The organism is Zavarzinella sp., from assembly GCA_041399155.1.
GTDB lineage: Bacteria > Planctomycetota > Planctomycetia > Gemmatales > Gemmataceae > JAWKTI01.
Genome location: JAWKTI010000008.1, coordinates 84,066 through 109,141, shown reverse-complemented (window position 1 = coordinate 109,141; position 25,076 = coordinate 84,066). Strand labels below are relative to the sequence as shown.

Genomic DNA, 25,076 nt, shown 5'->3' with positions numbered 1-25,076 from the left:
TTTCTGGGTTCAATTTCTTTGCTCCTACTTACGATAGAACGGTCATTCTGATCACCAACTATCGCGCAGATTGAAATCGATGCAAGAAGTTGCCAATTGAATGGGCATTTCTCAAAACAATTCAATGGCCTATTCTCGTTCACCACGGATGCATCCTTCGGCCAGCAACAGATATGCAAAAGGTTGATCAGACCTGTTATTACGTATAATAATCATGGCACTCATAAAGCCAATATTAGAAAAATTAGAAATTTAAATATTGAATCATATGCTTACTAAAATCGTGTATCGAAATACGTGTTTAAGAATGCATGAAGCATAGTGCCATTGCTAAGAATTAGTTTTTTTTTGCATAAGACTATTCAAGCCATTCTGAATCGGCAACTCCTGGAATGTCACTAAAAGTCTGTCGTTCCCATGTCCAAGTAGAATCGGATGCCAATGATTCTGACACATCAGAGAGAAGCAATAAACATCCTAAGCCATTCTCAAAAATACTAATGCAAGATAATTTGTCTAAAAATTTGGCAACTACAAGCAAACATTGCTTTGCAAAGTCAATATTTCTATAGTGTATATTTATGCTGGGCTTGCAATCTGCAAGAAGTTTCTTATAAGAATCAGTAGGTTTATCCCATAATAACATCTCTTCTATAATCTCTAATGAGTCATTGTCAAATTGAACGAGAAAATAGTCGCGGCCTAGAGTTTGAGCGCAAAAAGAAAATGGAAAGCCCGGAGGCAATTCATCAACGTGCAAAGATAATTGATGCACAATGTAATCCAATAGAGAATTATATTCACATTTATCAGGCAAAAAAACCGTTACTATCGGAGCGCCCATGGATGTATCACCTTTATTTAACCAAATCAATTAAATCATCTATGCTATTTGTTGCAACTTGATTTCCCTTGTCTATGTTGTTGATAATATCAGTAGAATTTTCGTGAGTTTCAACTATGTAGCCAATCACAGTTCTGCCAGTTGCCTTCTGTGTATCTTCTAGCTGCCTCGTCATTTTCTTTGCACCGCCTAGGTTTTTTACTTGAATAATGATTCCATTTTCAAGTTCGATGTCTACTTCTCTAAGTGGTATACCAATATTATGATTGACATCCTTAATTTTAACGCCATAACCTTCAAGAAGTGTAACAGTATCAGCCAAGCCATGCTCAACCGATTGCCGAAGACATCGTACGTGTAATCGATACGTACCAACAGGGTACCATCGGTAGACCGCTGCTCTACCCGAACAAGATGGTTATTGTGGCCATATTCGTAGGTCCAGGTTTCAGCACTGCTTCCCAGCGATTTTTTTGTGCGATTGCCGGAATCATCGTAGCTGTATGTCCAGGTACCATCGGTAGTAATCTGATTGGCCAACCCGGTGGCATAGCCGCCATTATCGCGATTGCCGGTTTCATCGTAGGTGAATGTAGTGCTACCATCGGCCAGCAACTGATCGACGGTATCGTAGGTAAAGGTGCGGGGCGTGCCGTTCTCTTCTTCCAGTGTTAATCGGTTGTTAAGATCGTAGGTATAGGTGGTTTCGTGGAAGACCGTGGGGGTTCCATCCACATGCTGAACATTGATCAGCCGACCGTTGGCATCATAAATGGAATCGGTCTGGCCAATCTGATTGATGCCCGCGATATCCGCATACCGCACCAATTGTTCAATCTGACCACGATCGGTGTAGTTGTAATCGAACCGCAGTTCGACACTGCCAGCGGTCTGTTGCCGTGATTCCAATCGATTCAGGGCATCGTAGGTGCTGGTTTGCAGGCCTCCTTCCGAATCAATAATTCCTTTACGATTGCCAACCGCATCGTAGGTAAAGGTCACTTCCAGACCGAATGGCTGTTCGACATTCACTACTCGGTTTAGGTCATCATAACTGAAACTATAGCCTGAATCCCCATCGTCAGCGGTGAGCATGCGGCCAGCATCATCGTAAGTAAAGGTGCTGCGATCCTCTTCGACACCGAGTTCGTCTTTCCAAACTTCACTGGTTTTCAGACCGCGGGCATCGTAACTGAGTTCCCGCGACCTGCCTAAACGGTCCGTCACGCCAATTTGCAGCCCACGAGCATCGTAAGCAAAGGTGGCACTGTTACCGACGGGATCGATTTCTTCAATCACCTGCGAGCGATCATCGTAGACGTACGTGGTGGTGTTATTGGAAGCATCGGTGAGCAACACTATGTTGCCCACCGCATCAAAGGCCATGGTTGTCCTGTAACCGAGAGAATCGATGGTGACATACTGCCGATTCAGGGCATCGTAGACAAAGCTGGTGGTATTGTTCAGGGGATCGATACTAGCGAGCACATTCCCCACCGCATCGTAAACGGTCGTGGTTGTGGCACCATTGGGCCGGATGGTGGCAATGGTTCTGCTGAGGGCATCCAAAACGTAGGTTGTGGTATTATTTTCCTGATCGATCGTTTGGACCAGGTTATTGCGGCTATCGTAGACCTGGGTGACTCGGTTACCCAAGGCATCGATCTGAGCCACCATGTTGCCCACTTCATCGTAAACCATCGTGGTGGTATTGTTTAAGGCATCAATCTGGGCAATGGTACGACCCAGTGCATCATAAACCGCCGTAGTGCGATTACCCAGAGCATCAATGGTTTCCACCCGCTGATTGCGTTCGTCGTAAACGAAACTGGTGGTGTTACCCAGTGGGTCGATACTGGCAAGAACATTCCCCACTGCATCGTAAACCGTGGTGCTGCGATTGCCGAGGGCGTCTTCCATCGCTGCGACCCGATTGAGGGCATCGTAATGGTAGGTAGTGCTGTAATCGAGTGCATCAATCTGGGCAATGGTATTGCTGGCCGCATCGTAAACCGAGGTAGTGCGGTTACCCAAGGGATCAATCACCGCAACCCGGCGATTCAGGTTGTCGTAAATGAATGTCGTGGTGTTGTTGAGGGCATTGATCGATTCAATCAGATTCCCCGCCGCATCGTAAACCGAAGTCGTCCGATTCCCAAGGGCATCAATCGTAGCGATTTGTGCACCACGTTCATCGTAAACCGATGTGGTGGTGTTGCCGAGTGCATCAATGTAAGCAATTGTTAAATTGCGTTCATCATAAACATACGTTGATGTGTTGCTTAAAGCATCCACCATACTGACCAGATTGCCAGCTGCATCGTAGTTGTACGTGGTGATGTTGTTCTGGGCATCAATCGAATTGATTCTGCGGCCTGCAGCATCGTACACAGTTGTCGTTTGCCGACCCAGGGCATCAATCATGCCAATTTGGCGATGATTACCGTCGTAAATATAAGTTGTGCGATTGCCCAGAGCATCAATGGTGGCGATGAGCCGATCTGCATTGTCGTAGACCGAGGTGGTCAGGTTACCCAGTGGGTCTTCCACAGAGATCAATCGACCACCATCATCGTACACATAACTGGTGATGCTATTATTGGCATCAATGTTGGCAATCACCTGACCACGGGCATCATAAACCGTGGTGCTGATCTCATTGAGGGCATTCACTGTTGCAAGGAGTTGGCCAATCGCATCGTAGACATAACTGGTGGTATTGCCCAATTCATCGGTCTGGGCAATTTGCCGATCCAACAGATCGTAGGTCATTGTTGTCAGGTCGTTATCGGCATTGACCACTTTGACGAGTCGGTTTAATTCATCGTAGATGTAACTGGTGGTGTTCGAGTTGGCATCAATATTGGCGACGGTGAGCCCCAAAGCATCGTAGACCGTCGTAGTTCGATTGCCCAACTGATCAATGGTGGCAATCGTGCGACCGAGGGCATCGTAAACGTAGGTTGCCCGCTCGTTTGCCTCGTCTTCCATCCAGACCATCTGGCCACGTTCATCATAACCGTAATCCCGGCTATGCCCGCGAGCGTTGGTTTCCTTCACCAACCGACCACCGATGTCGTATTCCCAACGGCTCGAATTGCCGACGGGATCGATCAACTCAATCAGTTGCCCACTGCTGTTGTATCGCCGTTCGGTGATACCCCCTTCCGCATCAATGCTGTAAATCAACCGTCCAGCATTGTCATAGACCATTTCAGAAACATTGCCCTCACCGTCAATGCTCTGTACCACGCGGTTCAGGGCATCGTATACGGAAGTGGTGGTATTACCATTGGGATCAGTGACTGCGATGGTGCGACCTAACACATCGTAACTGTACAAGGTCTCCTCACCGAGAGGGTCAATGGTCTTTTCTACCCGGCCCACCGCATCGTAAACGGTGGTGGTGGTATTGCCCAGAGCATCGATATAGGCCACCGCCCGGTTCATCGTGTCGTATACCGTGGTCGTGACATTGCTGGCGGGATCGGTACTGGTGACCACATTGCCCTGATCATCGAAGCCGGTGCTGCTGGTGCGTTGCAAACTGGTACCAAAGGCTTCCGTTACCGCATACTGCCGACCGAGCAAGTCGTAACTGTAGCGGGTTTCGCGACCCAAGGCATCAATACTGGCCGATACCTGGCCCAGGTTGTTGTAAACCGTGGTGGTGCTATTCCCCAACGCATCGATATATTCGACCGCCCGATTGAGATTGTCGTAAACCGTGGTGGTGGTGTTACTTAGGGCATCAATGGTCTCGATACGATTGCCTACATCATCGTAGACATAACTGGTGGTATTGCCAAAGATATCGGTGGAGCTGACCATCCAACCCCGCTCGTTATATTCCGAACTGCTGCTACCACCCGATTTGCTGACCGATACGGTACTTTGGCCACGTTCATCAAAGTACGATTCGCTGGAAACCCCATCTACATCGATTGCGTACTGCACCTGGCCGCGAGTGTTGTACTCTACCGAGGTCCATTGGTTCATTGCATCGCGCTGGCCTATGGAACGCCCCAATTCATCGTAGCTGGTCAGGCTGACCTGAGCATAACTGGTACCTTCGCCATATACAGTGCGATAGTTCCGGCCCAGGCTGTCGTACTCGTAGCTGGTGATGATCCCCGCCTGATCCCGTGTGGAAACCAGTTGGTCGAATTCATTGTAAGTGCTTGTAGTGTAAGTGCTATCAGCAAAATCGGTCCGTGTCACCCGACCCACGGCATCATAGGTGTACGTAGTGGTATTACCGTTCTTATCGGTAACGGTTTCCACTTCCCCACGGTCGGTGTAGGTGTATTCGGTACTTTTACTATTCGCATCAATTTCTTCGATTAAACGTTTGTAAGCATCGTAGACATAGGTGGTGAGGATATCCCCATCATCATTTTTGACGGTTTCCACCAGACCATCGCTGTTGTACAGGTATTCCATCTGCACATCGTTGTTGTCGTCTTTTGTCTTTAATAACCGACCAAAAGTATCGTACTCGTAGTAGGTGTTGTTGCCGTTCGCATCAATTTGTTGAAGCAACAGGCCATATTCATTGCTAACCCCGTGACTGTTGGTCTGGTAGACAAACGTAGTGGTCGTCAAGTCAGGGTTGGTGATCGTTGTTACCTGATTGCGGGCGTTGTATGTGTAGGTCGTGGTATTGCCCAACTCATCTGTGCTGGTCAGGATGTTGCCTGCAGAGTCGCGTTTTAAGCGATTGCGTGTCCCATCGGTGTTCGACTGTTCCAGAGCTCGCCCTTTTAGATCAGTCTGAGTTGTCGTTTCCTGACCTAAACTGTTGGTGCTCTTGTTCTTTGGAGATGTTACATTTACAGCACCTCCCAGTCCAAACCCTGCTGAAGGCGTAATGTCAGTTACAATGGCTTCGGCACCAGTGCCAACAGTGATTTGGGAAAGTAAACCGTAATTATCGTAATCAAAAGAACTTACACTTCCCTGTTGAGTCGAACTGAGTAGTAAATTGTCAGTGTCATAGGAAAAATCTTTGGTAAGTAAAGAGTCAATCGCTGCTGAGATCATTCCACCGCTGGTATTATGGTTGAGTGAAACAACTCGATCACCAGTACCAGTGATGGTGGTAATGCTCGTAACTTTGCTTCCTGTATAGTCGAAAGTAGAAACTGTACCATCGATAGCAGTGTAAGTAGCGATGCCAGTCCCGTTATAGGTCATCGTGATTTCATGTTCGCCATCCGCACTGACCCATCCTGTCATCGAACCAGAACCATTGAAGTATCCGATACGGCCATCAACTGTTGTGTAAGTCCAGCCTCCACTTCCTACTGCTAAGGTCCCTGCATCCTCATCCGGACTGCTGTAGGTTCCCGATCCCTCGTAGAAATCAAATCCCCCATCGCCATAAACACGGTAGACACCTGCAGGCAGGGTGCCGGAAGCGGTCACCGGGTAAAGCATGTCATACCCAAAGAAATCCCATCCTGCACCGAAGGGGCTATCGCTTTTATCCACGATAAAGGCAACCCCACTGGCACTTTGGGTACCTACTCCAGAACCAGTGAAGGTAGCCACCATATCCCAGGTATAGCGGCCAGTTGCCAATGCAGAGGGGGCCTGGAATGCCAGTGTGACCTTGTCGCCACGTGCCACATTGGACAGGTTGTATGGTTGTGTTCCAAGACTGGAGCCATTCCAGAAAAACTCGACATCAACACTGGCAGGTACTGCCAAAGAATTATCCGTTTGCAAAATTGCCTGAATAATGGGTCCCTTGGCAAAGCTGGAACTGTAACCGATCGTGGGATAAGAGCTTGCGCCGTTCCCGGGGTTTTGATCCAGGTCCAGGCTGATGAATTCGGTCACCGCACTGGGGTCTTGTTCTACCTGCCCACCCACCAGACTGGCACCCACTGCAATAATTTCGAATGTGTCTTCACCAAATCCTTCTAACCCTGCATCATCGGTATACCGAGCCCGAGCTTTGTAGGTACCGAGTCCTGGAAGTTCGTCTAATCGGATGTCTACGAAGCCATTGACAAGGGTTCCTGAACTGAAACCAGTTTCACCGGCATCATCGTAATCATCGTCTCCGTTCAGATCAATATCGATTGTCACAGTTCCCGAAGCGGCAATTCCAGGGAAATCTGTTGCTCTCACCCGTACTTCCGGTCGGAATGTGGTGTATTCGTCTTCAGCTTCCAGTATTACTTTGGGAGCTTCAATGATCGTGGCCTGGAAGGGTAGTGAATCAGGACTTGTGTTTCCCGATACGGTTGTGGTTGCTTTGAATCGATGCACTCCGGTTGCCAGTGTTGTTCCAGTGTAATCAAAGGTCCAATCTCCACTGACATCGGAAGTGGTAGTACCGATCAGGGTGTTCCCCAAATAGACCGTTACCAGACTGCTTGCCAGTGCCGTTCCATGGATTTCCAGGGTGGTATCAGTTGTTCGACCATCGGCACTACCAGTATCATCGGAAATGCTGGTGACAACTGGAGCTGGAGGCAGAATGCCGAATTTCTGAACGAACGCATCACCGCCACTGGTGCCGCCTACAAATACATTGCCAGCCAGGTCCACGGCAACGCTGTTGGCCTGACCTGTAGTTGAGTAACTGGCCAATAAACTGCCCGTGGTGCTGTATTGCAACAGGTTGGAATCACCTGCAACCCAGATCGTATTTTCGAAATCGATAGCGATTGAACGACCCACGGCTAAGCTAGTGCTGAATGTATTTCCGCCGCTGATTTGACCGTATTCATCGAGATACCAAGCCGTTCCGCTGGAATCGATAGCTACATCGACCTGAGTTCCAGAGGCATAATATGTTCCGCTTTGGCTAACCGTCACGCCGTGATTCCCAGGGCCACCCACATACACCTCTCCATCAATTGCCCCAAGTCGATTGGAATTGGTTACGGTGGGTAGTTCCGTCAGGACGTGGGAAGCGGAGGTACCGTTCTTTACCTCGGCATGGGTGATTTCACTTCCTGTTGGGTCAAATACCACATGAAAAATATCGGATAAACCAGGGATCGTGAGTCCAGCAAAGCTGTTTGAAGATGTCAAGCCAGCGACATAAATAAAGCCATCCAGCCCAATATCCACTCCTAAGCCGTAATCATCACCAGTACCACCAAAAATGGTGTAACTGAGCATCTCTCCAGTGGGAGATAATTTGCTGATAAAGGCATCAACCCCACCCCCAGAACCGGTTTGTGGAACGTAGATACCAGCATCCAGATTCGAGTAGCCGGCACTACCTACTGAAACAGCTATCCAGCCATCATTGTTGTCAACTTTGCTATTTTTCTCTGGATCTGATCCCTGATTATAGGGCGAGAAATTAGTTCCTTGAGGCCTGACAATTTCAACGATGTAACTACCCGGTGCAACTGTAAACGAGTAAGATCCAGTGGAAGTCGTTGAAGTTGTCGATAAAGGCGAACCAAACGAATCAAGCAAATTTACTGTAACGTTTGCGACCCCAGATTCTCCAACATCCTGAATACCATCCTGATTGACATCATTCCAAACCCAATCGCCGATGGTATACAGGTATGACCCAGTACCTGTGCCAGTTCCGGTACCCGTCCCAGTCCCAGTTCCAGTTCCTGTGCCGGTCCCAGTTCCTGTGCCGCTTCCAAAAGGAGGCACTTCTACTTCATCTTCTTCCAAACTACCAAAGCCGGATCCAGTACCTGACCCAGTGAAACCAGCATCGATTGAAAAGGAACCAGATCCGATCGTAACGTTAAGAACATCTGTCAATCCAGTAATTGGATTGGGATTGCTATCCAATTGATCATCACTTCCAGCGTATTGCGTAGTAATGTTCATTCCAGAAGGAGCGATAAACTCTACAAAATAGCTACCGCTAGATGAAATCGAGAATTCATAATCACCGCCTATTCCTGATGTGGTTGTATCGACTATATTGTGGCTATAATCTAATAAATTGATGGTAACACCAGCTAATGGTGGTTCACCGAATTCTAGTATCCCATTGGCATTCGTATCATGCCAAACATAATTTCCTATAACACCGCTTCCTGAACCTGTGCCACTTCCCGTACCTGAACCAGTACCGCTACCCGTACCACTCCCAGTTCCTGTCCCCGTCCCAGTTCCTGTACCCGTGCCTGTCCCAACGAACTCTAAAGAAGTGGTCCAGCCAGTGATGACCGCATTTCCAGCATTATCTACGGCAATTTCTGTCCCCACATCATCGCCGGTGCCACCAATAATCGTGGAATAGATCACCACGGGATCTACAAAGAGCTTCTTACCACGGTCATGATTGTCTACTTCGAAACCGATGCTACCATCTTCAAAACGCTTGTAGCGGCTCGATTTGGCAAGCTTTTCGCCTCGTTCATCATGCTGAAAAGAAATCGGAGCTTTTTGCGTTACGGTACCCAGATCGGTGCGTAACAGCAGATTCCCCTGGCGGTCGATAAAGGAAGTATTGGCCCCTGCAAAGCGCATCCGCACCTGTTCCAGATCGGCACCTTCGTGAACCACAAAATCGTATTCCAATTGCCCCTGAGCGGTGCTGTAATATACGACATCCACTCCTTCATACACATTGGAGTACGTTACTTTGCCGTAATTCGCCACATCAGAAAACTGCTGATCTCCCACAAAATAGTTACTGCGGGTGTTCAGTAAATCCCCAGCAGACACGGATGCTTCCACATTCGCACCGGCCAACTGCATCCGCAATAACTGCTGCTGGAATTTCGGTTGCTTGCCCTCGGTCGTCACTTGCGTCAGTTTGAGTACAGCCTCATCCGCTTTGAGAAATAAGGCGAAATTCTGGCCTCGTGCGACAAAGTCCACCTCGTCTGCGGTCTGACCCACGTTCTCTTCGAAACGCATGATCTGCTTCGCCTGTGTTTCCTGCAACCAACGTTGTGAAGTCTTTTCACCTTTTACTAACTGTCGGCGTCCTAATGAAGGAGAATCGCCACTGGCAATGGTTTCACTGTATCCTGCAATGAACCCCGCACCCACGGCGACGGGATCAATTGCAAATGGAGTGGATGTTTCTGGAGTGCTTTCACCAGCGGTCGGTGCTGCACTTTGGTCTTGTGTCACCAGTCCCGCTGTACCACCAACAGGTTGGGCCGAGAGCGACAGCGGGGATGTCGTTTCCGGAGTGGGTGGTTCCACATAGCCTGAAGCTGGAGATTCCGTTCCTAAAGGAGTTTGCAGTTGTGGAAGTTCCGTCACCTCGATCTGTTCTTCCGTGACATGTTGCCGCCATTGGTGCTGCGCCCATGTCGAAGTATCAATTTGGGCCTGGCGGAAATGATTGACCGTTGGCTCTTCCTCAATCACCCCCAGAATCGGCGATTCGGGAGTTTCCGACAGTGGGTCCGGCTTTGTAGGCACTTCCGGCACCACAATTTCGGGCAAACCTGCCTGAAACTGGGTCACGCCAAAATCGTCCGGTGGGATCGGATCCCCACCGGTCATCCCCACGAGGAGGCCTTCCAGGATCGACCCGGGAGCAACGATTTGTTCTAACTGTTCACATCGAAGAAGCGTAGTGCGATTGGGTCGGGGCATCCGACTGTACCTCTGGGACCATGAGGAAACGCCAACGAGTTGCCTTGGCAAACGATCGGATTGAAAGAGAGTTAGGCAACGGATACGAAGGCACAACACACATTATGTTGTTGAATGTGGGTAGGTTACGCGATCTGTTTTCCCGTTGTCAAAGTAAATTCAGAAAATCTTTCCAAATATTTTGAAAATTTCCGTTTTGAGTGAAGATTTCTTCACAATGCGACCTGATTTTGTTTCACCAGCCATAGTTCGAGGGCCTCTTCAACGATGTCCTGCATCGAGCATGGCTGGATGCCAGCCAGTTGGCGTTCCAGCGAGATACGCTTGAGACTGCTGGCTAATTCCGGTTTCACCCGCGTGGTTAGTGGAATGCGTCCCGCACCATACATGGAAACCGGAGCCTGAGCTGGTGCAGTAATGGGTGCTGTCGTGGCCACTGGAGCTGCCACTTCTTCTTTTTTCACCTTCCCACCATAAACGAACGATTTTTCCACCTCTTCGATGGTTTGCAGGCCTTCTACCAGCGGTCGACGTTCAGCCATCATGCCCTCCTTTTGGTTTTGACTGCCTGGGGCAGGATTTCTCGGAAGATCGCCTGCACCTCTTTGGCAGCATCCACTGCTCTGCTTCCCATCTGCCAGACAACCGTGCCCTGACCGGGGGCATCCGCATAGACCTGCCGTAAAATCAACGCCTGTTTCGCTACCGGCAGATTTAAGGCCTGGGCAGCATCCTGCATATCTTTGGTGAGCCGATAATTTTTCCCCACCATGCTGAGAATAATGATCGCTTCCGGTCGTCCGTGGCGGATATCCTGGCTGGTGCGTAATACTTCCGTGGCTTTGGCCAGTGCCCGCACTTCGAGCATGGAGGCTTTGCAAGGTACGAGTGCCAGATCGGCTCGCAATAATAATGCCCGACTGGTTTCCGTGTTGCTCCCCGGCCCATCCGCGATGACAAAATCGGCTTCATTCCGAAGTTGCGGTAATTCCTGCAAAATATCTTCCGGATCCTGCAACCGAATGGTGGTTACCTCGGGTGCTGCCTCTTTGATCCAGACCGAAGATGACTGCTGGGTATCGCAGTCAGCCAGAATGACCTTGTGTCCCTGGGTGTGTAGCCAGGCGGCAAGATGCACTGCAAGCGTGCTCTTCCCCACCCCACCTTTTGAATTGGCAATTGCAATAATCATGACTGGCAGCTTGCCGAGAAACTGTCCTTCCAGCAAGCTGAAAAACACCGTTGCCAGCGGAATGGCCAGCACTGTGACCAGAATGCCACGGGGCAAGCTGGCCAGTTTGTTGGCTGGTTGGGTTGTTTGCAAGTAGAATTGTTATTGGAAAAACAATCTTGTCAGCATGCCAACATGCTTGCCAGCAAGTTGGCAATCCAGAATGCCAGATGGCAGGCGGTGCATTTGGCTGGCAGGTTTTGTTGTCAACTTTCCAGTGGAAAGTCGGGCTGGTTGGCCGCACCAACCGCCAGTTTTCCAGTGGAAAACCGTCCTATGCCCTGCATAGGGAAGATGTCTGACACATTTATGTGCTATCTCCTCGTCGGGCTATCAATATTCTCATGCTCGTTGGAATATTATGCAAAATCTGAGAAGCTGCACATATCTGAATGGGCGTACAGATTAAGATTCGCTCATTCTTCTGGTGAATTTCCCGCACGTGGGAACAAAAAAAGAGGTGAGCCGATGGCCCACCTCTGAGGTGTTTCCTTGCGGTTGAGTGCTACTTGTCGAGTGGCACCTCATATTGGTGACCGGCGGGCACCGGCATTGTGCTAATCAGGTAGCCCACGCGGTTGATGGTGTGGAAGCCACTGAGCAGCACCAGGCCGTGGTCGGTATCGACCAGCGTCCAGATGTGGTTGGTAGGCTGTTGCCGAACGAACACCAGTTCTGGCCCATAGGTTTCGAACAGGCAGCCAGACTGTTCACCGATGGCCCAGCCTGCCATGCTGTTCAAGTGGTTGACCATTAACGGAAACTGGTCGTCGAATTGGTCTTCCGTGAGGGTGATGATGGTCATTGGGCAGTCCTTTCTTTCTGAAAAATCATGCAGGTATCGTGCAGGCCGGGGATGAATGCGGAACGGTAGCGTTTTCGGCTGCTGCTGGCACCATGACTGAATCGGATGATATCAGTGCAGTGCTGCTGCAAACCGGCAGCAAACGCCAGTCGTTTCGTGTGATAGGTGAGGGGGACGAAGCCAATTTCCTTGTCCTGGTAGTCACCCATCAGGATAGCCAGCTTTCCACCTGGGGTCAGTTTGCTGGCACAATTGCGGATGAACTGCCCATAGCGCTGGAGAAATTGCTCCAGCGTAGCGGCCCGCGATAGGTCCCGTGGGTCGGGACTGTAGAGTTTCATGCGCCAATAAGCGGGATGGCTCCAGATGAAATCTACCTCGGGCAGTTTGGCAAAATGTTCGGGGTCACAGGCATCGAAGCCGAGGTGAATATCGAATTCCAGATAGGGAATCTGCAATTCACGGCAAACATCGGCACAGGTGCCCGATCCGCTCATCGGGTCGAGCACTCGGCGGGGCTGAAAATAGTTCAGCAGGTCTTTGATCAGGTTACCACCACAGTTGCCAGGGTAACGTCGGTCGCCATATTCTCCAGCACGGTGCCAATGGTAGAGACTGGTTAAGTGGGGAACCGGACTGCCATTGAGCGGAACTGCTGGCAGGCGGGCATACTGCAGATTGGGAGTAGGGAGTTCGCCAGTTCGGGCAGCATAGAACGGATTAACAATGATATTGGATTGCATGGTTATTCTCCTGATTGGGGTTCAAACAGATGGTCGGCGGTGCTGCGGATTACGTCCCAGTTGATGCCGACTGAGGCATCATGGTACCGTTTACAGGCTTGCAGCACCTGCCAGCATTGGTCATTGCTGAGATCGGGGCGAACTTCCCGCACATCCTCGATCTGCCAGACGATGGCAATTTGGGGTGCCTGGTTCATTAGTCCCTCCTTTCCCAATGGTCGATGACAGCCCTAAGCTGTGGCTCGTACTGATCGCCAGTTCGGGCAGAGTAGAACGGATTGACAATGATGTTGGATTGCATGGTTATTCTCCTGCGAAAAGGGTTACAAATTCGATTCTTTCCCACTGCTCAATCACTTGTCTCAGCAGTGGCTCGTACTGGTCGCCACGCCAGGAATTGCTGCCGAAGGCGATATTGCCCTTGGCCAACTGCTCCATTTGCAGCACCGCCACATGGTGGGGCTTTTGGAAAACAATGCCCAGCATCGGGCCTTCCGTGGAGTCGGTGAAGCAGATCACGTGGAACGGTTCCCCACTAATGCCATTGCGATGACGGGCAATTTCTTGAACGGTAATCTTCATGGCACTCTCCTTAGCTGTGGTAATCGATGATAATCAGCCATTTCTGACCAACGGAATGACGTAACAGGAGGTCTTCATCGAGGTCGACGAACTCACAGTGACTGGCATCCCGGTAGATTTCGGTGCCCAGATAGGGTTCCAGCCAGCGGTCCATGGTTGCCTGATCCAGCACGAAGGCATCATCATCGTACCCAATCAGGCAGGTGCTGTTGCGGAAGTAAGGGGAACAATCCTGCCCACCCAGATCCTTCCAAACCTGTTCCAGGGTATCGCGGTGCTGCAAAATCTCCTTTTCTGACCAGCGGTCATGGGCCAGACTGGGGATCTGTTTCCGGATGGCATTGCGGTAGGCTTCGAACTCCGGTTTCGGCGAAAAGAGGCCGCTCCAGCGGCCACCAATGACGAACCAGTCGCAGAGTGGTGTGCCGAACCGACCCCCACTGCCACAGAAGCTCTCATCGTTGACGAGCTGGTCGTAGACTTGCTCCCGCACCGATTGCGATGATTCGGTCAGCGGAAAAGTTGCGGTGACAAACAGGCGAAAGTGCATAGGAACCTCCTTATTCAGCATGTTGCAGGGAAAAGCGGATTTCATCGAACTGCCGTTCCAGTTCGTCGTAGGTGGCATCGAACTCCTGGTCGCAGCCTGCGGCCAGTTCGACAGCGAGGTCATATAGGCGGGATTGGACGTGATGAAAATCGAAGTGGCTCATGATCATTCTCCTAAAAAGTGTTGCTGGAACTGTTGCTTATGCTTTGGCTTCGCTAGCGCTTCGCAGGGTGATCCGGCCATCGAGAGGCACCGAATCGAGCTGAATGCTGAAGCCTTTGCCATCTTTGTGCGACCAGGCACTGCCGATGCGGGTCCAGATCCCTTTCTCCGTGCCCCGGTCACGCACTTGATAGGCAATCATGCTGGGGGATTTATCGTTGGTTGCTTGAGACATGTTTTTTCTCCTTGGTTGGGTGACGGGCCGCGACCACCGCGGCCTGATGGCAGCGACAAAAAACCGCTTCAGTCCGTGGCGTAGCGTACCGGTCAAGGGGAAAATTGGGGGGAACCTTCAGGGGGAACCGATTTTCCCCTTGATCCGGCACGGCGGCGGTTTTAAGCCTGCCCATCACTAGGCCGTGGTGTCCGGCCAGCACCGATTTACCGGGCGGAAAACCATTTTCAGGAACCTGATGACCCGCACAAGGGATCAACTGAAAGGAAAGGAGCGGGCAGGAAAGGAAGATTATTCCGTCATTGGCTGCAGGTTGTGCAGGAATTCAACGGCTTTTTCGGCTTGGGCGGCTGCGGTGAAAATGGCTCGGGCATCCTCTTTCAGAACGCGTAGCCAGGAGTGCAGATAGCTGGCATGTTCCGGCATCACTTCGGGGGTAATCTGCAGATCGGCACAGAGAAAAGCAGCACCCAATTCTGCAATGAGTTCTTCGATACTGTAAGCAGCATCGCCAAAGCGGTTCTTGTCCAACTGACGATGTAACCGGCGTTCGTGTCCGGTCCAGTGCACGGCTTCATGGGCGAAGGTGCTGTAATATCGCTCCCGGTTGTCGAACGTGGCATAGTCCGGCAACTGAATGTAATCTTCGCGAGGGTGATAGAAAGCCCGCTCCCCACCATGTTTGACAGTGGCCAGGGTGTTCCGGAAGTACTCTTCCACGTGGTTCAGTCGTTCCTGGTCGTTGGTGTTTTGCTTCTCGCGGGCATAGTAGTGGGTGGGCAATCCTTCAATCTGGTCCACATTAAAGACCGTGTACGACTTCAGGAAAGGGATTTTCTGCGTGGTTTCCTCACCAGTTTCGGGGTCGGTTTCGCTCTTTTCAATCTGGTTGGCATAAACCACCGTGGTGCCTTTCTGGCCTTTCTTGACGTAGGCTCCCAGTTCTTTCGCCTGCTGAAAAGTCATCCAGATCGGGCAGGAAAACCCACCTTCCAGGCCGGAAAGCCAGAGGACTACCACATTAATGCCGTGGTATTTCTGACCGTTAAACCGTAAAGGGCGAGTGATGGAACCCGCTGCATGCTTGGCGTTCCATGGTTGGTGCCAGGGTCGAACACCGGCTTCCAGTTGTTCGACGATCCGGCTGGTAATCAATTGGTAGTGATCCTTTTTTGCAGTGTGCATGACCTGCCTCCCCAGTAACGAAAATGTCGGGCAAGCGCCCGCGCTTGCTCGAATTCGAGGCAGACCGGAAAGGGGGGAGCGGTGGTCAATGGCCGGAGGGGCAACGGAGGGGACCTGTCTGCACAAGCGACCATGGATGGAAGCGCGGAAGATGGGGAGGAAACCGTGTCCCCGAGCCGAAGGGGAGCCTTGCCATCGCGGGGGATTCTCCCCCATAAATTTACCGCACTATGACAGCCTGCTGATAGCAGGGAAACGCCGCTTATCTGAGTATGATGGAATGCGCCTGATTTTCTATCGTAAGTTTAAGCAGTGCGAAGGGGGAATTCACAAAGTCAATTGATTAGTTCGTGGAAAAAACCACCCGAATTCATTTTTGTGATCTTGACAATCTGATATACTTTAAAGCAATTGGGCAACGGTATCACTTGAGTCGGCTACAGCTTTGAAAAATTTGCTTATTCTCGAATTCAAGATTCACGGCATGGATTGCGCCGAGGAAATGGCCATCCTGAAACGCGAAGTGGGCCCGGTGATCGGCGAGGAATCACAAATATCTTTCGACATCCTAAATGGAAGGATGACAGTCGTATCAGAGTCAAATGGGATCACTCCCGAGTCTATAATAAAGGTTGTGGCCCGGACCGGTATGCGAGCAGAGGTCTGGCGACAGGGTGAACAAGTCGCAGGTCGGGGCGGATTCTGGCTGCGCCGAGGGCAGATGATCCTGACTACGACCAGTGGCCTGTTCATCATGCTCGGGTTTCTCACTCATGCCTGGGTCGAAGGCGGTTTCCTTGCTGCTTTAGGTTCAGAGGGGGTGGGTGTAGTCCATCGCATTCCTCTCGCGGTGAAGGGTCTCTATACCCTGAGCATTTTGGCGGGCGTCTGGTATTTCCTGCCGAAGGCGTGGTTCGCACTGCGCCGCCTGCGCCCGGACATGAACCTTTTGATGATGGTCGCTGTATTCGGAGCGGTTGCCATCGGTGAGTTGTTTGAGGCGGCTACCGTTGCTTTTCTCTTCGCAGTTTCTCTGGCGCTGGAGTCTTGGAGTGTGGGGCGTGCTCGCCGGGCCGTGGCCGCACTTATGGACCTGACACCCCCCACCGTGCGCCTACAACATGCTGACGGAATCGAAGAGAATGTATCGCCTGAGCAAGTGGCCGTGGGCGCACTTTTTCTGGTGAGGCCGGGCGAACGCATTCCCTTGGACGGGCGAGTAGTCTGTGGAGCGAGCGAAGTCAATCAGGCACCAATCACTGGCGAAAGCGTCCCGGTCTCCAAGAAGGCAGGGGAGGAAGTTTTCGCTAGTACGGTCAACGGCGATGGTGCCTTGACGGTCGAATGCACCAAAGCCGCCGGGGACACTACGCTCGCCCACATCATTCGCCTGGTCGGGGAAGCGCAATCTCGGCGAGCCCCGTCCGAGCAATGGGTAGAGAAGTTCGCCCGCGTTTATACCCCCGTCGTCATGGCGCTGGCTCTGAGCATACTACTTATTCCGCCTCTTTTCTTAGGCGGGGTGTGGGAGGACTGGTTCTACCGCTCGCTCGTCCTGCTGGTCATCGCCTGCCCCTGTGCGTTGGTCATCTCGACGCCGGTGAGTATCGTGGCGGCGCTGGCGGCTTCGGCACGAAACGGTGTCCTCATTAAAGGCGGACTGTATGTCGAAGCTCCCGCCCGACTGAAAGCCATCGCCCTGGACAAGACCGGCACACTGACGCAGGGCAAGCCGTCGGTAGTGGATGTCGTGCCCCTCAGCGGCCACGACGTGAAGGAACTGCTGGAGCGAGCTGCTGCGCTTGAGGCCCACAGCACTCACCCTCTGGCTCGGGCGATCATGGTTTATGCTCAGCAGCGCGGCGTCGCGGTCCGCCCCGCGACGGATTATCAAATCATTCAGGGCAAAGGAGCAACGGGCCATTTCAACGGGCAGGAATATTGGCTTGGATCGCATCGTTACTTGGAAGAACGAGGCCAGGAAACCGAAGATGTTCACCAACAACTGGAGACGCTTGCGAAATCGGGTCGCACGGTCGTGGTAGTAGGGACTGCGAGCCATGTCTGCGGCTATATCACCCTCGCTGACGCAGTACGACCAGGAGTCAGACAGATGATCCAAGCGTTGCGCGACGCCGGTGTGAAGCACATCGTCATGCTGACGGGGGACAACCAAGGGGCCGCTGACAGCATCGCCCGCGAGACGGGTATTGACGAGGTTCATGCTGAATTGTTACCCACTGACAAAGTGAAGATAGTTGAATCCCTGGTCGCCAAGTATGGTCGAGTCGCTATGGTTGGCGATGGTGTAAACGATGCCCCGGCACTCGCTCGTGCCACTCTAGGGATTGCGATGGGGGCAGCTGGCAGTGATGTGGCGATTGAGACGGCCGACATAGCTCTCATGTCCGACGATTTGTCCAAATTGCCCTGGCTAATCAGGCATTCCCAACGCACCTTGTCGATCATCCGACAAAACATCGGGTTTTCGCTTTCGGTCAAGGTGGTCTTCGTGGTCTTGACGTTTGCGGGCAATTCGTCGCTCTGGGCAGCAATAGCGGCCGACACTGGAGCATCGCTATTGGTAATTTCCAACGGGCTGCGGTTACTGAACTATGCTGGACCCCGAAAAATGTACCACGAGTAGAAGCGCCTTTTTGGTAGAAAATACTCGTGCCAATGAAGGGGGTGATGATGAGTAAAAGTCCGCGGACTCATACTGCTGCATTCAAGGCTCAGGTAGCTTTGGCAGCGATGAAAGGAGATCAGACACTCAGCCAGGTGGCGGCCCGATTCGGAGTCCACACTCGGCTGGTGCAAGGCTGGAAAAAGCAGATGCTTGACCAGGCAGCAACGATCTTTTCTGGAACTACCCAGGCAAGTGACTTGAAGAAGAGCGAGGAGGAAAAATCAGAATTATTTGAACAGATTGGCAGATTGAAAATGGAGTTGGAATGGTTGAAAAAAAAAGTTGCCAACTTCGGCTGATTGGAAACGGCAGCAGTTGGACCGAGATCATTCCACGCTGAGCAACCGACGACTATGTGATTTCTTGGGGATCAGCCGATCGAGCCTGCGAGTCGGTAACAAAACTGGAACTGATAGCTCGGCTGGATCGATTGCAAATGAAACACCCGTTTCTAGGCTTTCGGAAATTGGCACATTATTTCGTAATGCGAGTTCGCATACAATCGGTGTTAAAATCATAATCGTCGCCTAACAAGTGGTGGCGACGATTTGTTTTCGCCGTCGCCAATGATGGACGTAAAATGTATACACTGAAGTTCACTAAAGGCTATTATGTGTAACGTGTCGCGATCCACTAACGACGCCGTGAAGAAGTAATTTAGCAGGTTACTTCTTCACGGGCATGTTCTCTTTCGGCTCAGGCGGCTCCTTGCCATACTTGGCGATATAGGTGGCTTTACTCTTCTCCCACAAGTCCGGATTGCAGATGAAGCACTGGCCACTCGCCCGGTCAGGGTGCTTCGGGCAGACTTCGTCTTTCTTTAGATTAGTGAACACCTCTTTCTGGCAGATGCTGCACTCTTCCTCTACCACTCCGTGTTCGTCGCACCACCAACCGTGACCGCCCTCTTCCTTCTGCTCACCGGTCTTCGCAATCTCCTTGCCCGTGCTGACAGTTTCGGCAGACTTCTGTCCGCACCCTACCACCACAAATAGCCCTGCTAGCAGGGCCACATTCATCAACTGCTTGTTCATCTCAAAACCTCCCGGGAAATATATGCCCATCACTGGGCGACAATCGTCTTCGGGGCCACTTTTTGCGGCTGGCCCTCGATGGCCGCGTGCGGAGTTCGTCGGCTTGGGAACCGAAACACGACAAACAATACCCGCAATACCAAAAGGGACATGATCATCGCCGAGATCACGCCGCCAATGACCACGGTAGCGAGGGGCCGCTGCACCTCAGCCCCCATGCCGGTCGAAAAAGCCATCGGAACGAACCCGAGGCACGCCACAAGGGTCGTCATCAGCACAGGCCGCAATCGGGTGATTGCAGCCTCTTCGACCGCCTGCTCCAGTGTCCGCCCCCGCTTCTGGAGTTGGCGGACGTAACTGACGAGAATCATGTCATCAAGGACTGCCACACCGGACAGTGCGATAAACCCGATGGCTGCCGAGATCGAGAAAGGCATGTCCCGCAGCCACAAGGCGAAGATGCCGCCGATCCACGCGAACGGCACCCCAGAGAAGACTCGGAGGGAGTCTACAATCGTGCCGTAGGTAGCGTAAAGCAAACCGAATATCAGCAGAAGAGCGATCGGGACGACGATCATCAGCCGCATCTGCGCCCTCTCTAACTGTTCAAACTGCCCGCCGTACTGGACGTGATAGCGCCCCGGGGGCAGGATCACTTCGGCCTTCACTTTCTGCTGCACCTCAGCCACGAAGCTACCCAGATCACGGCCCCGCACGTTGCAGGTGATGACTATTCTCCGCTGACCCCATTCACGTGTAATGGTGGACGGACCTTCAATCACCGCGATGTCGGCAATACGCGATAGTGGTACTCGCTCGCCAGTCGCTGTTGGCAGTTGTATCGATCCAACAGATTCCGGGCTGTTCCTCCACTTGTCCGGTAGTCGCACTACCAGCGGAAAACGGAATTGCCCGTCCACTATTTCGCCCATCGGTTTCGACCCGATGCTCTCGATCAGATCGAGGACGACACGGGCTGGGATGCCATATCTGGCGAGTTGGTCCTGTTTCACCTTCACCTGCAACACTGGCTGACCGGTCACCTGTTCAACGGCGAGGTCTGCAGCACCGGGAATCGTCTTCATCACCTTCTCAATCTCGGCAGCTTTCACCCTGAGTACCTCCAGGTCATCCCCGAACAGCTTCACCGCGAGGTCAGAGCGGGTGCCGGCTACCATCTCGTTGATTCGCATTTCGATGGGCTGAGAGAACGCGAACTTAAGCCCTTGAATCGATCTCAATTCCTTTTCGATCAAGACCGTCAACTCGTCCTGCGTCTTCGCCCGCTTCCATTGTGACCGGGGTTTCAGGCTGATGAAGATATCCGTTAACTCGACCCCCATAGGGTCGGTGGCCACCTCGGCGGTCCCAGCGCGGCTCCAAACGTGGTTGATCTCATTGGGAAAAGCGGCTAGCAGTGCCTTCTCTACCTGGGTGTTCGTCTGGATCGACTCCTCCAGGCTGGTGCCAGCCAACCGCACTGTGCCAAGAGCCATAGACCCTTCCGAGAGCTTCGGTACGAACTCTGTTCCAAGGCGAGGTGCAACCAGCCCGAATGCCACGGCCAGTACGGTCACCCCGAACAGGAGAACCGCGACCTTGTGGTGCATTGTGTACTTTAGAACCGGGACGTAAAAGAATTTTACAACCCGTAAAAGGAACGGCTCACGCTCAGTGACCTTCTTCGGTAACAACAAACTTGCGAGCGCTGGCATGAAAGTAATCGACAGTATCATTGACCCGACTAGAGCGAAGATGACGGTGAGTGCCATTGGGCGAAAAAGCTTCCCCTCAATCCCCTCAAGCGTAAGGATCGGCAGGTAAACGATCAGAATGATGAGTTCCCCAAACAATGTCGGCTTGCGGACCTCGACAGCGGCTTCGCGGATCACGTCCCGCTTGGAGTTACCCTCAGGGTTGTGCGCTAAGTGGCGGACGCAGTTCTCGACCATCACCACCGACGAGTCTACCACCATGCCGAAGTCTATCGCCCCAAGGCTCAATAGGCTGGCAGCCACTCCGAATCGCAACATGCCCGAGAACGCGAACAGCATCGACAGCGGGATCGCCAAGGCGACGATGAATGCGGCCCGCAGGTTGCCCAGAAACAGGAACAGCACGCACACAACGAGCAGCCCGGCTTCGAACAGGTTCGCCTTCACAGTGTCGATGACGTAGTCAATCAACTCGGTGCGGTCATAAACTGGCTCTGCCTTGACGCCCGGCGGCAGGGATGCCTTAACTTCGTCAAGCTTCCGCTTCATGCCCCATGTCACTTCGTGTGAGTTCTCACCCATCGTCATGAAACCAAGCCCAAGGACGACCTCGCCCTTTCCGTCTGCAGTCACTGCCCCACGCCTGACCTCGCTGCCGATCCGCACGTCCGCAACGTCGCCGATCAGTACTGGCACACCGTCTGTAACCGCGATCTGAATGTTCTTAATCTCTTGGATATTGACCGTGCGACCCACACCGCTGACGATCACCGTACTGCTGCGCTGGTCAATTACTCCGCCACCGACGTTCTGATTGTTGTCGCGGAGGGCGGTGGTCACCTGATCGAAGGTAAGGCCGTACTTGGCCAACTTCGCGGGGTCGATACGGGCCTGATACTGCCGCTCGTAGCCGCCCCAGGAGTTCACTTCGGCCACTCCCTTCACAGTCCGCATCTGGGGCCGGACAATCCAATCGTGGATGGTGCGGAGTTGGGTCATGTCGTCGCCTTTACCAGTGATAACATAGTGGAACACCTCACCTAAACCGGTCGAGACTGGCCCCATTTTAGGGCGGTCTAGCCCCTGTGGAAGTTGCACATTCGTGAGACGCTCGGTCACAAGTTGACGGGCGAAATAGATGTCGGTGCCATCTTCAAAGATGATGACGACCTGGGAAAGGCCAAACTTCGAGATGGACCGCATTGTGACGACCTTCGGCAGCCCGCCGAGTGCTTGCTCGATGGGGTAAGTGATCTGTTGCTCGACATCTGCTGGCCCAAGGGACGGGGCGACTGTGTTGATCTGCACCTGCACCGGCGTTGTGTCAGGGAAGGCATCAATGTCTAGGTATCTGAGAGCTGCTGCTCCGGCCACCGCCAAGGCAACAGCCCCGAGGATGACCAGCCAGCGGTACTTTAGTGATAAATCGATGATAGCGTTTAGCACGGTCGAACCTCCTTGTTACTTCTTACTGTGACAAGCGCAACCTTCGCCGAGGCTACTGCGTAGCAGTTCGGTCAGGATTAGCCCACTGCCTTTGGTGACGACAAGCTCACCTGGCAGGAGGCCAGCAGCGATCTCGGTGTTTTTGCCGTCTTTGGCCCCGATCCGCACTTTACGAACATGGAACACCTTGTATTCAGATTTGAGGTAGTCCTTATCGCGGACGAACACGACGTTGCAGCAGCCCTCCCAGTGGACCGCCTCGTTCGGCACCGAGACTGCCTTCTCCTCTTCGCGGAGGATTACTCGGCCAGCACCAAAGGTGTTGGCCACTTGCCGACCTTCTGGGTCGGAGATGTCGGCGCGAATCTTGACGGTGCGGGTTTTCGGGTCAGCCTGAGAACTCCGCCAAGTGATCGATCCGGAAAGCTCAGCTCGCCCGTCATCCGGCTTGAACATGACCTGCTGTCCTATTTTGACGCGATGGGCATCTTCACCCTTCAGATCGAACGTCAACCACAGAGACCGCGTATCCACTACCTCGAACAGAATGCGGGCCAAGTCCACTACCTCCCCCGCGACGATCTCTCGCGAAACGACCAACCCGTTCATTGGGGAAACTAACGGTAGCAGGTTCGAAGTCGCCGTATCTGAGTCGATGGTTTTAGCTACCTCGGCAGGGATGCCAAGTAGGTGAAGCCTCGACTTGAGTTGGTCGGCGGTGAGCGAGCGTACTTCCGATTCCTTCAGTAGCAAACCTAAATTGGTCAGGGCCTGGCACCCCGCGATTAATCTAATCTCGGCCTCGCGCGCAGCGGCTTCAGCCTCCCGGACGCGCGCTGCGGGAACGGCACCGCCAGATTCCTTAATGCTCGCGACCGTTTGTACTTTTAGCTGAAGCGTGGCGTATGCCTGGAGAACCTCCGTCTTCGCCTTGCCAACATCGGCGGCATCTACCAACGCTAATACGTCACCTGCCTTAACTTCGTCGCCCAAATGCCTGTACACCTTCCAAACAGTACCGGGCGACCGTGAGGAAAGATGTGCGAGCTTTGTTTGGTCGTATCCAATCTCGCCTGGTGCTGAAACGAACTCAACCGCCGGGGCCGTCCACACCGGCTCGACCATGATGCCAGCTTTGTCCGCATCGGAGGCTGTGGCATACTGGATGCGCCGCAGGTGAGTTCTGCAGTTAGGATTGTTGGCGGTTCGGGCGCAAAATTCCAAAGCCCGTTTGGCCCGGGCGAGTTCTGCGGAAGCGACGCTCGGTGGTTTCGGGAGTTGTGCAAGTTCCGGGTGGTCGAGGGTGCATTCAGGAATGCCATGGATCTTACACCAACCATGGACTTTGTCTTTTGGCATGAGATTGTCGTCACACTCGACACATGCGGACTCGGGGACGTTGTGTTCGGTACACCAATCGTCCTTGTCCGCGACGTTACCGTTGAGTTCGGAAAATTTCGGCAACTTCCAACCAGTCTGGTGGCCCCACCACCCGATGGCTCCGGCGACGGACAGAACAAGCAACGTAGGGATTATCCCGGCAACGAAACCGATGATAGCCCCAATGAAATTATGCCCCGGGATAATTAGCGTATGTTGAATCGTGGCGACCGGTTCCCGTTCCGGTGAGTCCATGACTGCGTTTTCGGACATTATTGCTCCCATAAGTCTTGTAAAAAAACTCGGTATCCGCCGCTGAGCGACGACCGATATTAAATAAAGTTAGATTAACGGACAAAGCGTGCTGAAACGAACAGCAAAAAGCCGTAACTATAGGCTTCTATAGAAACTGGGAGGACTAAATGATAAGCGAACAACAGGAAAGATAGATAGGTATTGATGATCGAATCTGGCGGATAGCGAAGGTTAGGATAAGTTCGATAGGCAGAAACAAGCTGATATCGTAAGACAGAAAGTTCAGCGTAAACGATTGTGAAGATTCGAGCAATTTGTAGCTATCAACACCTATGGAAGCTGGACAACCCGACGAGTGATCGTCTTCCGATGGGGTAGGAAAATGTGCAGGAACAGGATTGTAATCTTCTTTGTTGTTGTGTTGGGAACAGCATTTGGATTGATCAGGTACAGTGGACTTGTTAATTTGAAACTGCGACAATTCCGAGTGGACATTATCACCAAAATTGCACATGCAAAAGTTGGGAGGTAGGAGCAGCTGCAGACAGGCCACCAGAATCAGAAGTCGTCTAAGATCGAAAATGTTGTCTCCGGAAAATTACTCCCTATAAATCTTGTATCAAACATTTTCACTTCAGTCAACCCCGCTTTAGAAAACATCACTG

Annotated in this window: 18 protein-coding genes; 2 read left to right on the top strand and 16 right to left on the bottom strand. The window is 52.2% G+C overall.

Annotated elements, in window-relative coordinates; genetic code table 11:
• Window positions 1-358: 358 nt before the first annotated feature.
• From R3B84_24890 to R3B84_24830, 13 genes are all read right to left on the bottom strand, one after another.
• A complete protein-coding gene (locus R3B84_24890) occupies window positions 359-844 on the bottom strand; it encodes a hypothetical protein (protein MEZ6143816.1) in 486 nt (161 codons plus the stop codon).
• Between the two features lie 13 nt (window positions 845-857).
• Window positions 858-1,166, bottom strand: coding sequence for a hypothetical protein (locus tag R3B84_24885; GenBank protein ID MEZ6143815.1), 309 nt, complete (start codon window positions 1,164-1,166; stop codon window positions 858-860).
• Window positions 1,079-10,399: an SdrD B-like domain-containing protein gene (locus R3B84_24880; GenBank protein MEZ6143814.1), complete on the bottom strand. Its 9,321-nt coding sequence runs from the start codon at window positions 10,397-10,399 to the stop codon at window positions 1,079-1,081. Before R3B84_24880 ends, R3B84_24885 begins: the two co-directional genes overlap by 88 nt.
• A gap of 212 nt (window positions 10,400-10,611) precedes the next feature.
• Window positions 10,612-10,944, bottom strand: coding sequence for a hypothetical protein (locus R3B84_24875; protein ID MEZ6143813.1), 333 nt, complete (start codon window positions 10,942-10,944; stop codon window positions 10,612-10,614).
• Window positions 10,941-11,723 (bottom strand): AAA family ATPase, encoded by a 783-nt coding sequence (locus R3B84_24870; protein MEZ6143812.1) that lies wholly within the window; start codon window positions 11,721-11,723, stop codon window positions 10,941-10,943. Before R3B84_24870 ends, R3B84_24875 begins: the two co-directional genes overlap by 4 nt.
• Before the next feature lie 412 nt (window positions 11,724-12,135).
• Window positions 12,136-12,435, bottom strand: a complete 300-nt coding sequence (locus R3B84_24865) for a hypothetical protein (GenBank protein ID MEZ6143811.1) — start codon at window positions 12,433-12,435, stop codon at window positions 12,136-12,138.
• Window positions 12,432-13,178 carry a hypothetical protein gene (locus R3B84_24860; GenBank protein ID MEZ6143810.1) on the bottom strand — a complete coding sequence of 249 codons (747 nt, stop codon included), beginning with the start codon at window positions 13,176-13,178 and terminating at the stop codon, window positions 12,432-12,434. Before R3B84_24860 ends, R3B84_24865 begins: the two co-directional genes overlap by 4 nt.
• Window positions 13,179-13,180: 2 nt before the next feature.
• Window positions 13,181-13,375 carry a hypothetical protein gene (locus tag R3B84_24855; protein ID MEZ6143809.1) on the bottom strand — a complete coding sequence of 65 codons (195 nt, stop codon included), beginning with the start codon at window positions 13,373-13,375 and terminating at the stop codon, window positions 13,181-13,183.
• Window positions 13,376-13,481: 106 nt separating this feature from the next.
• Window positions 13,482-13,760, bottom strand: coding sequence for a hypothetical protein (locus R3B84_24850; GenBank protein MEZ6143808.1), 279 nt, complete (start codon window positions 13,758-13,760; stop codon window positions 13,482-13,484).
• 10 nt (window positions 13,761-13,770) lie between these two features.
• A complete protein-coding gene (locus R3B84_24845) occupies window positions 13,771-14,310 on the bottom strand; it encodes a hypothetical protein (protein MEZ6143807.1) in 540 nt (179 codons plus the stop codon).
• A gap of 10 nt (window positions 14,311-14,320) precedes the next feature.
• The gene (locus R3B84_24840; GenBank protein MEZ6143806.1) at window positions 14,321-14,473 is read right to left on the bottom strand and encodes a hypothetical protein; all 153 of its coding nucleotides are present in this window, start codon (window positions 14,471-14,473) and stop codon (window positions 14,321-14,323) included.
• Window positions 14,474-14,509: 36 nt separating this feature from the next.
• On the bottom strand, window positions 14,510-14,707 hold the full coding sequence (locus R3B84_24835; protein MEZ6143805.1) for a hypothetical protein: 198 nt from the start codon (window positions 14,705-14,707) through the stop codon (window positions 14,510-14,512).
• A gap of 291 nt (window positions 14,708-14,998) precedes the next feature.
• Window positions 14,999-15,892, bottom strand: a complete 894-nt coding sequence (locus R3B84_24830) for a zincin-like metallopeptidase domain-containing protein (GenBank protein ID MEZ6143804.1) — start codon at window positions 15,890-15,892, stop codon at window positions 14,999-15,001.
• A 445-nt stretch (window positions 15,893-16,337) separates the two neighbouring features.
• Here R3B84_24830 and R3B84_24825 point away from each other — a divergent pair, with 445 nt between their 5' ends.
• Together R3B84_24825 and R3B84_24820 are read left to right on the top strand one after the other, a co-directional pair.
• On the top strand, window positions 16,338-18,539 hold the full coding sequence (locus R3B84_24825; GenBank protein MEZ6143803.1) for a heavy metal translocating P-type ATPase: 2,202 nt from the start codon (window positions 16,338-16,340) through the stop codon (window positions 18,537-18,539).
• 44 nt (window positions 18,540-18,583) lie between these two features.
• Window positions 18,584-18,880, top strand: coding sequence for a helix-turn-helix domain-containing protein (locus R3B84_24820; GenBank protein ID MEZ6143802.1), 297 nt, complete (start codon window positions 18,584-18,586; stop codon window positions 18,878-18,880).
• A gap of 366 nt (window positions 18,881-19,246) precedes the next feature.
• Here the strand turns inward: R3B84_24820 and R3B84_24815 are convergent, their stop codons facing one another.
• Genes R3B84_24815 through R3B84_24805 form a run of 3 tightly spaced genes read right to left on the bottom strand, consistent with a single transcriptional unit; the run spans window position 19,247 to window position 24,429 of the window.
• A complete protein-coding gene (locus tag R3B84_24815; GenBank protein MEZ6143801.1) occupies window positions 19,247-19,615 on the bottom strand; it encodes a hypothetical protein in 369 nt (122 codons plus the stop codon).
• 29 nt (window positions 19,616-19,644) lie between these two features.
• Complete coding sequence (locus R3B84_24810) at window positions 19,645-22,776, bottom strand: CusA/CzcA family heavy metal efflux RND transporter (GenBank protein MEZ6143800.1); 3,132 nt, start codon at window positions 22,774-22,776, stop codon at window positions 19,645-19,647.
• Between the two features lie 15 nt (window positions 22,777-22,791).
• The gene (locus R3B84_24805; protein MEZ6143799.1) at window positions 22,792-24,429 is read right to left on the bottom strand and encodes an efflux RND transporter periplasmic adaptor subunit; all 1,638 of its coding nucleotides are present in this window, start codon (window positions 24,427-24,429) and stop codon (window positions 22,792-22,794) included.
• Between the last annotated feature and the right edge of the window lie 647 nt (window positions 24,430-25,076).

What these genes read in the sequence shown, in the direction of transcription:
- R3B84_24890 (MEZ6143816.1), bottom strand. Translation starts at nt 844, where the DNA reads ATGGGCGCTCCGATAGTAACGGTTTTTTTGCCTGATAAATGTGAATAT.
- R3B84_24880 (MEZ6143814.1), bottom strand. Translation starts at nt 10,399, where the DNA reads ATGCCCCGACCCAATCGCACTACGCTTCTTCGATGTGAACAGTTAGAA.
- R3B84_24875 (MEZ6143813.1), bottom strand. Translation starts at nt 10,944, where the DNA reads ATGATGGCTGAACGTCGACCGCTGGTAGAAGGCCTGCAAACCATCGAA.
- R3B84_24865 (MEZ6143811.1), bottom strand. Translation starts at nt 12,435, where the DNA reads ATGACCATCATCACCCTCACGGAAGACCAATTCGACGACCAGTTTCCG.
- R3B84_24860 (MEZ6143810.1), bottom strand. Translation starts at nt 13,178, where the DNA reads ATGCAATCCAATATCATTGTTAATCCGTTCTATGCTGCCCGAACTGGC.
- R3B84_24855 (MEZ6143809.1), bottom strand. Translation starts at nt 13,375, where the DNA reads ATGAACCAGGCACCCCAAATTGCCATCGTCTGGCAGATCGAGGATGTG.
- R3B84_24850 (MEZ6143808.1), bottom strand. Translation starts at nt 13,760, where the DNA reads ATGAAGATTACCGTTCAAGAAATTGCCCGTCATCGCAATGGCATTAGT.
- R3B84_24845 (MEZ6143807.1), bottom strand. Translation starts at nt 14,310, where the DNA reads ATGCACTTTCGCCTGTTTGTCACCGCAACTTTTCCGCTGACCGAATCA.
- R3B84_24840 (MEZ6143806.1), bottom strand. Translation starts at nt 14,473, where the DNA reads ATGAGCCACTTCGATTTTCATCACGTCCAATCCCGCCTATATGACCTC.
- R3B84_24835 (MEZ6143805.1), bottom strand. Translation starts at nt 14,707, where the DNA reads ATGTCTCAAGCAACCAACGATAAATCCCCCAGCATGATTGCCTATCAA.
- R3B84_24830 (MEZ6143804.1), bottom strand. Translation starts at nt 15,892, where the DNA reads ATGCACACTGCAAAAAAGGATCACTACCAATTGATTACCAGCCGGATC.
- R3B84_24820 (MEZ6143802.1), top strand. Translation starts at nt 18,584, where the DNA reads ATGATGAGTAAAAGTCCGCGGACTCATACTGCTGCATTCAAGGCTCAG.
- R3B84_24815 (MEZ6143801.1), bottom strand. Translation starts at nt 19,615, where the DNA reads ATGAACAAGCAGTTGATGAATGTGGCCCTGCTAGCAGGGCTATTTGTG.
- R3B84_24805 (MEZ6143799.1), bottom strand. Translation starts at nt 24,429, where the DNA reads ATGTCCGAAAACGCAGTCATGGACTCACCGGAACGGGAACCGGTCGCC.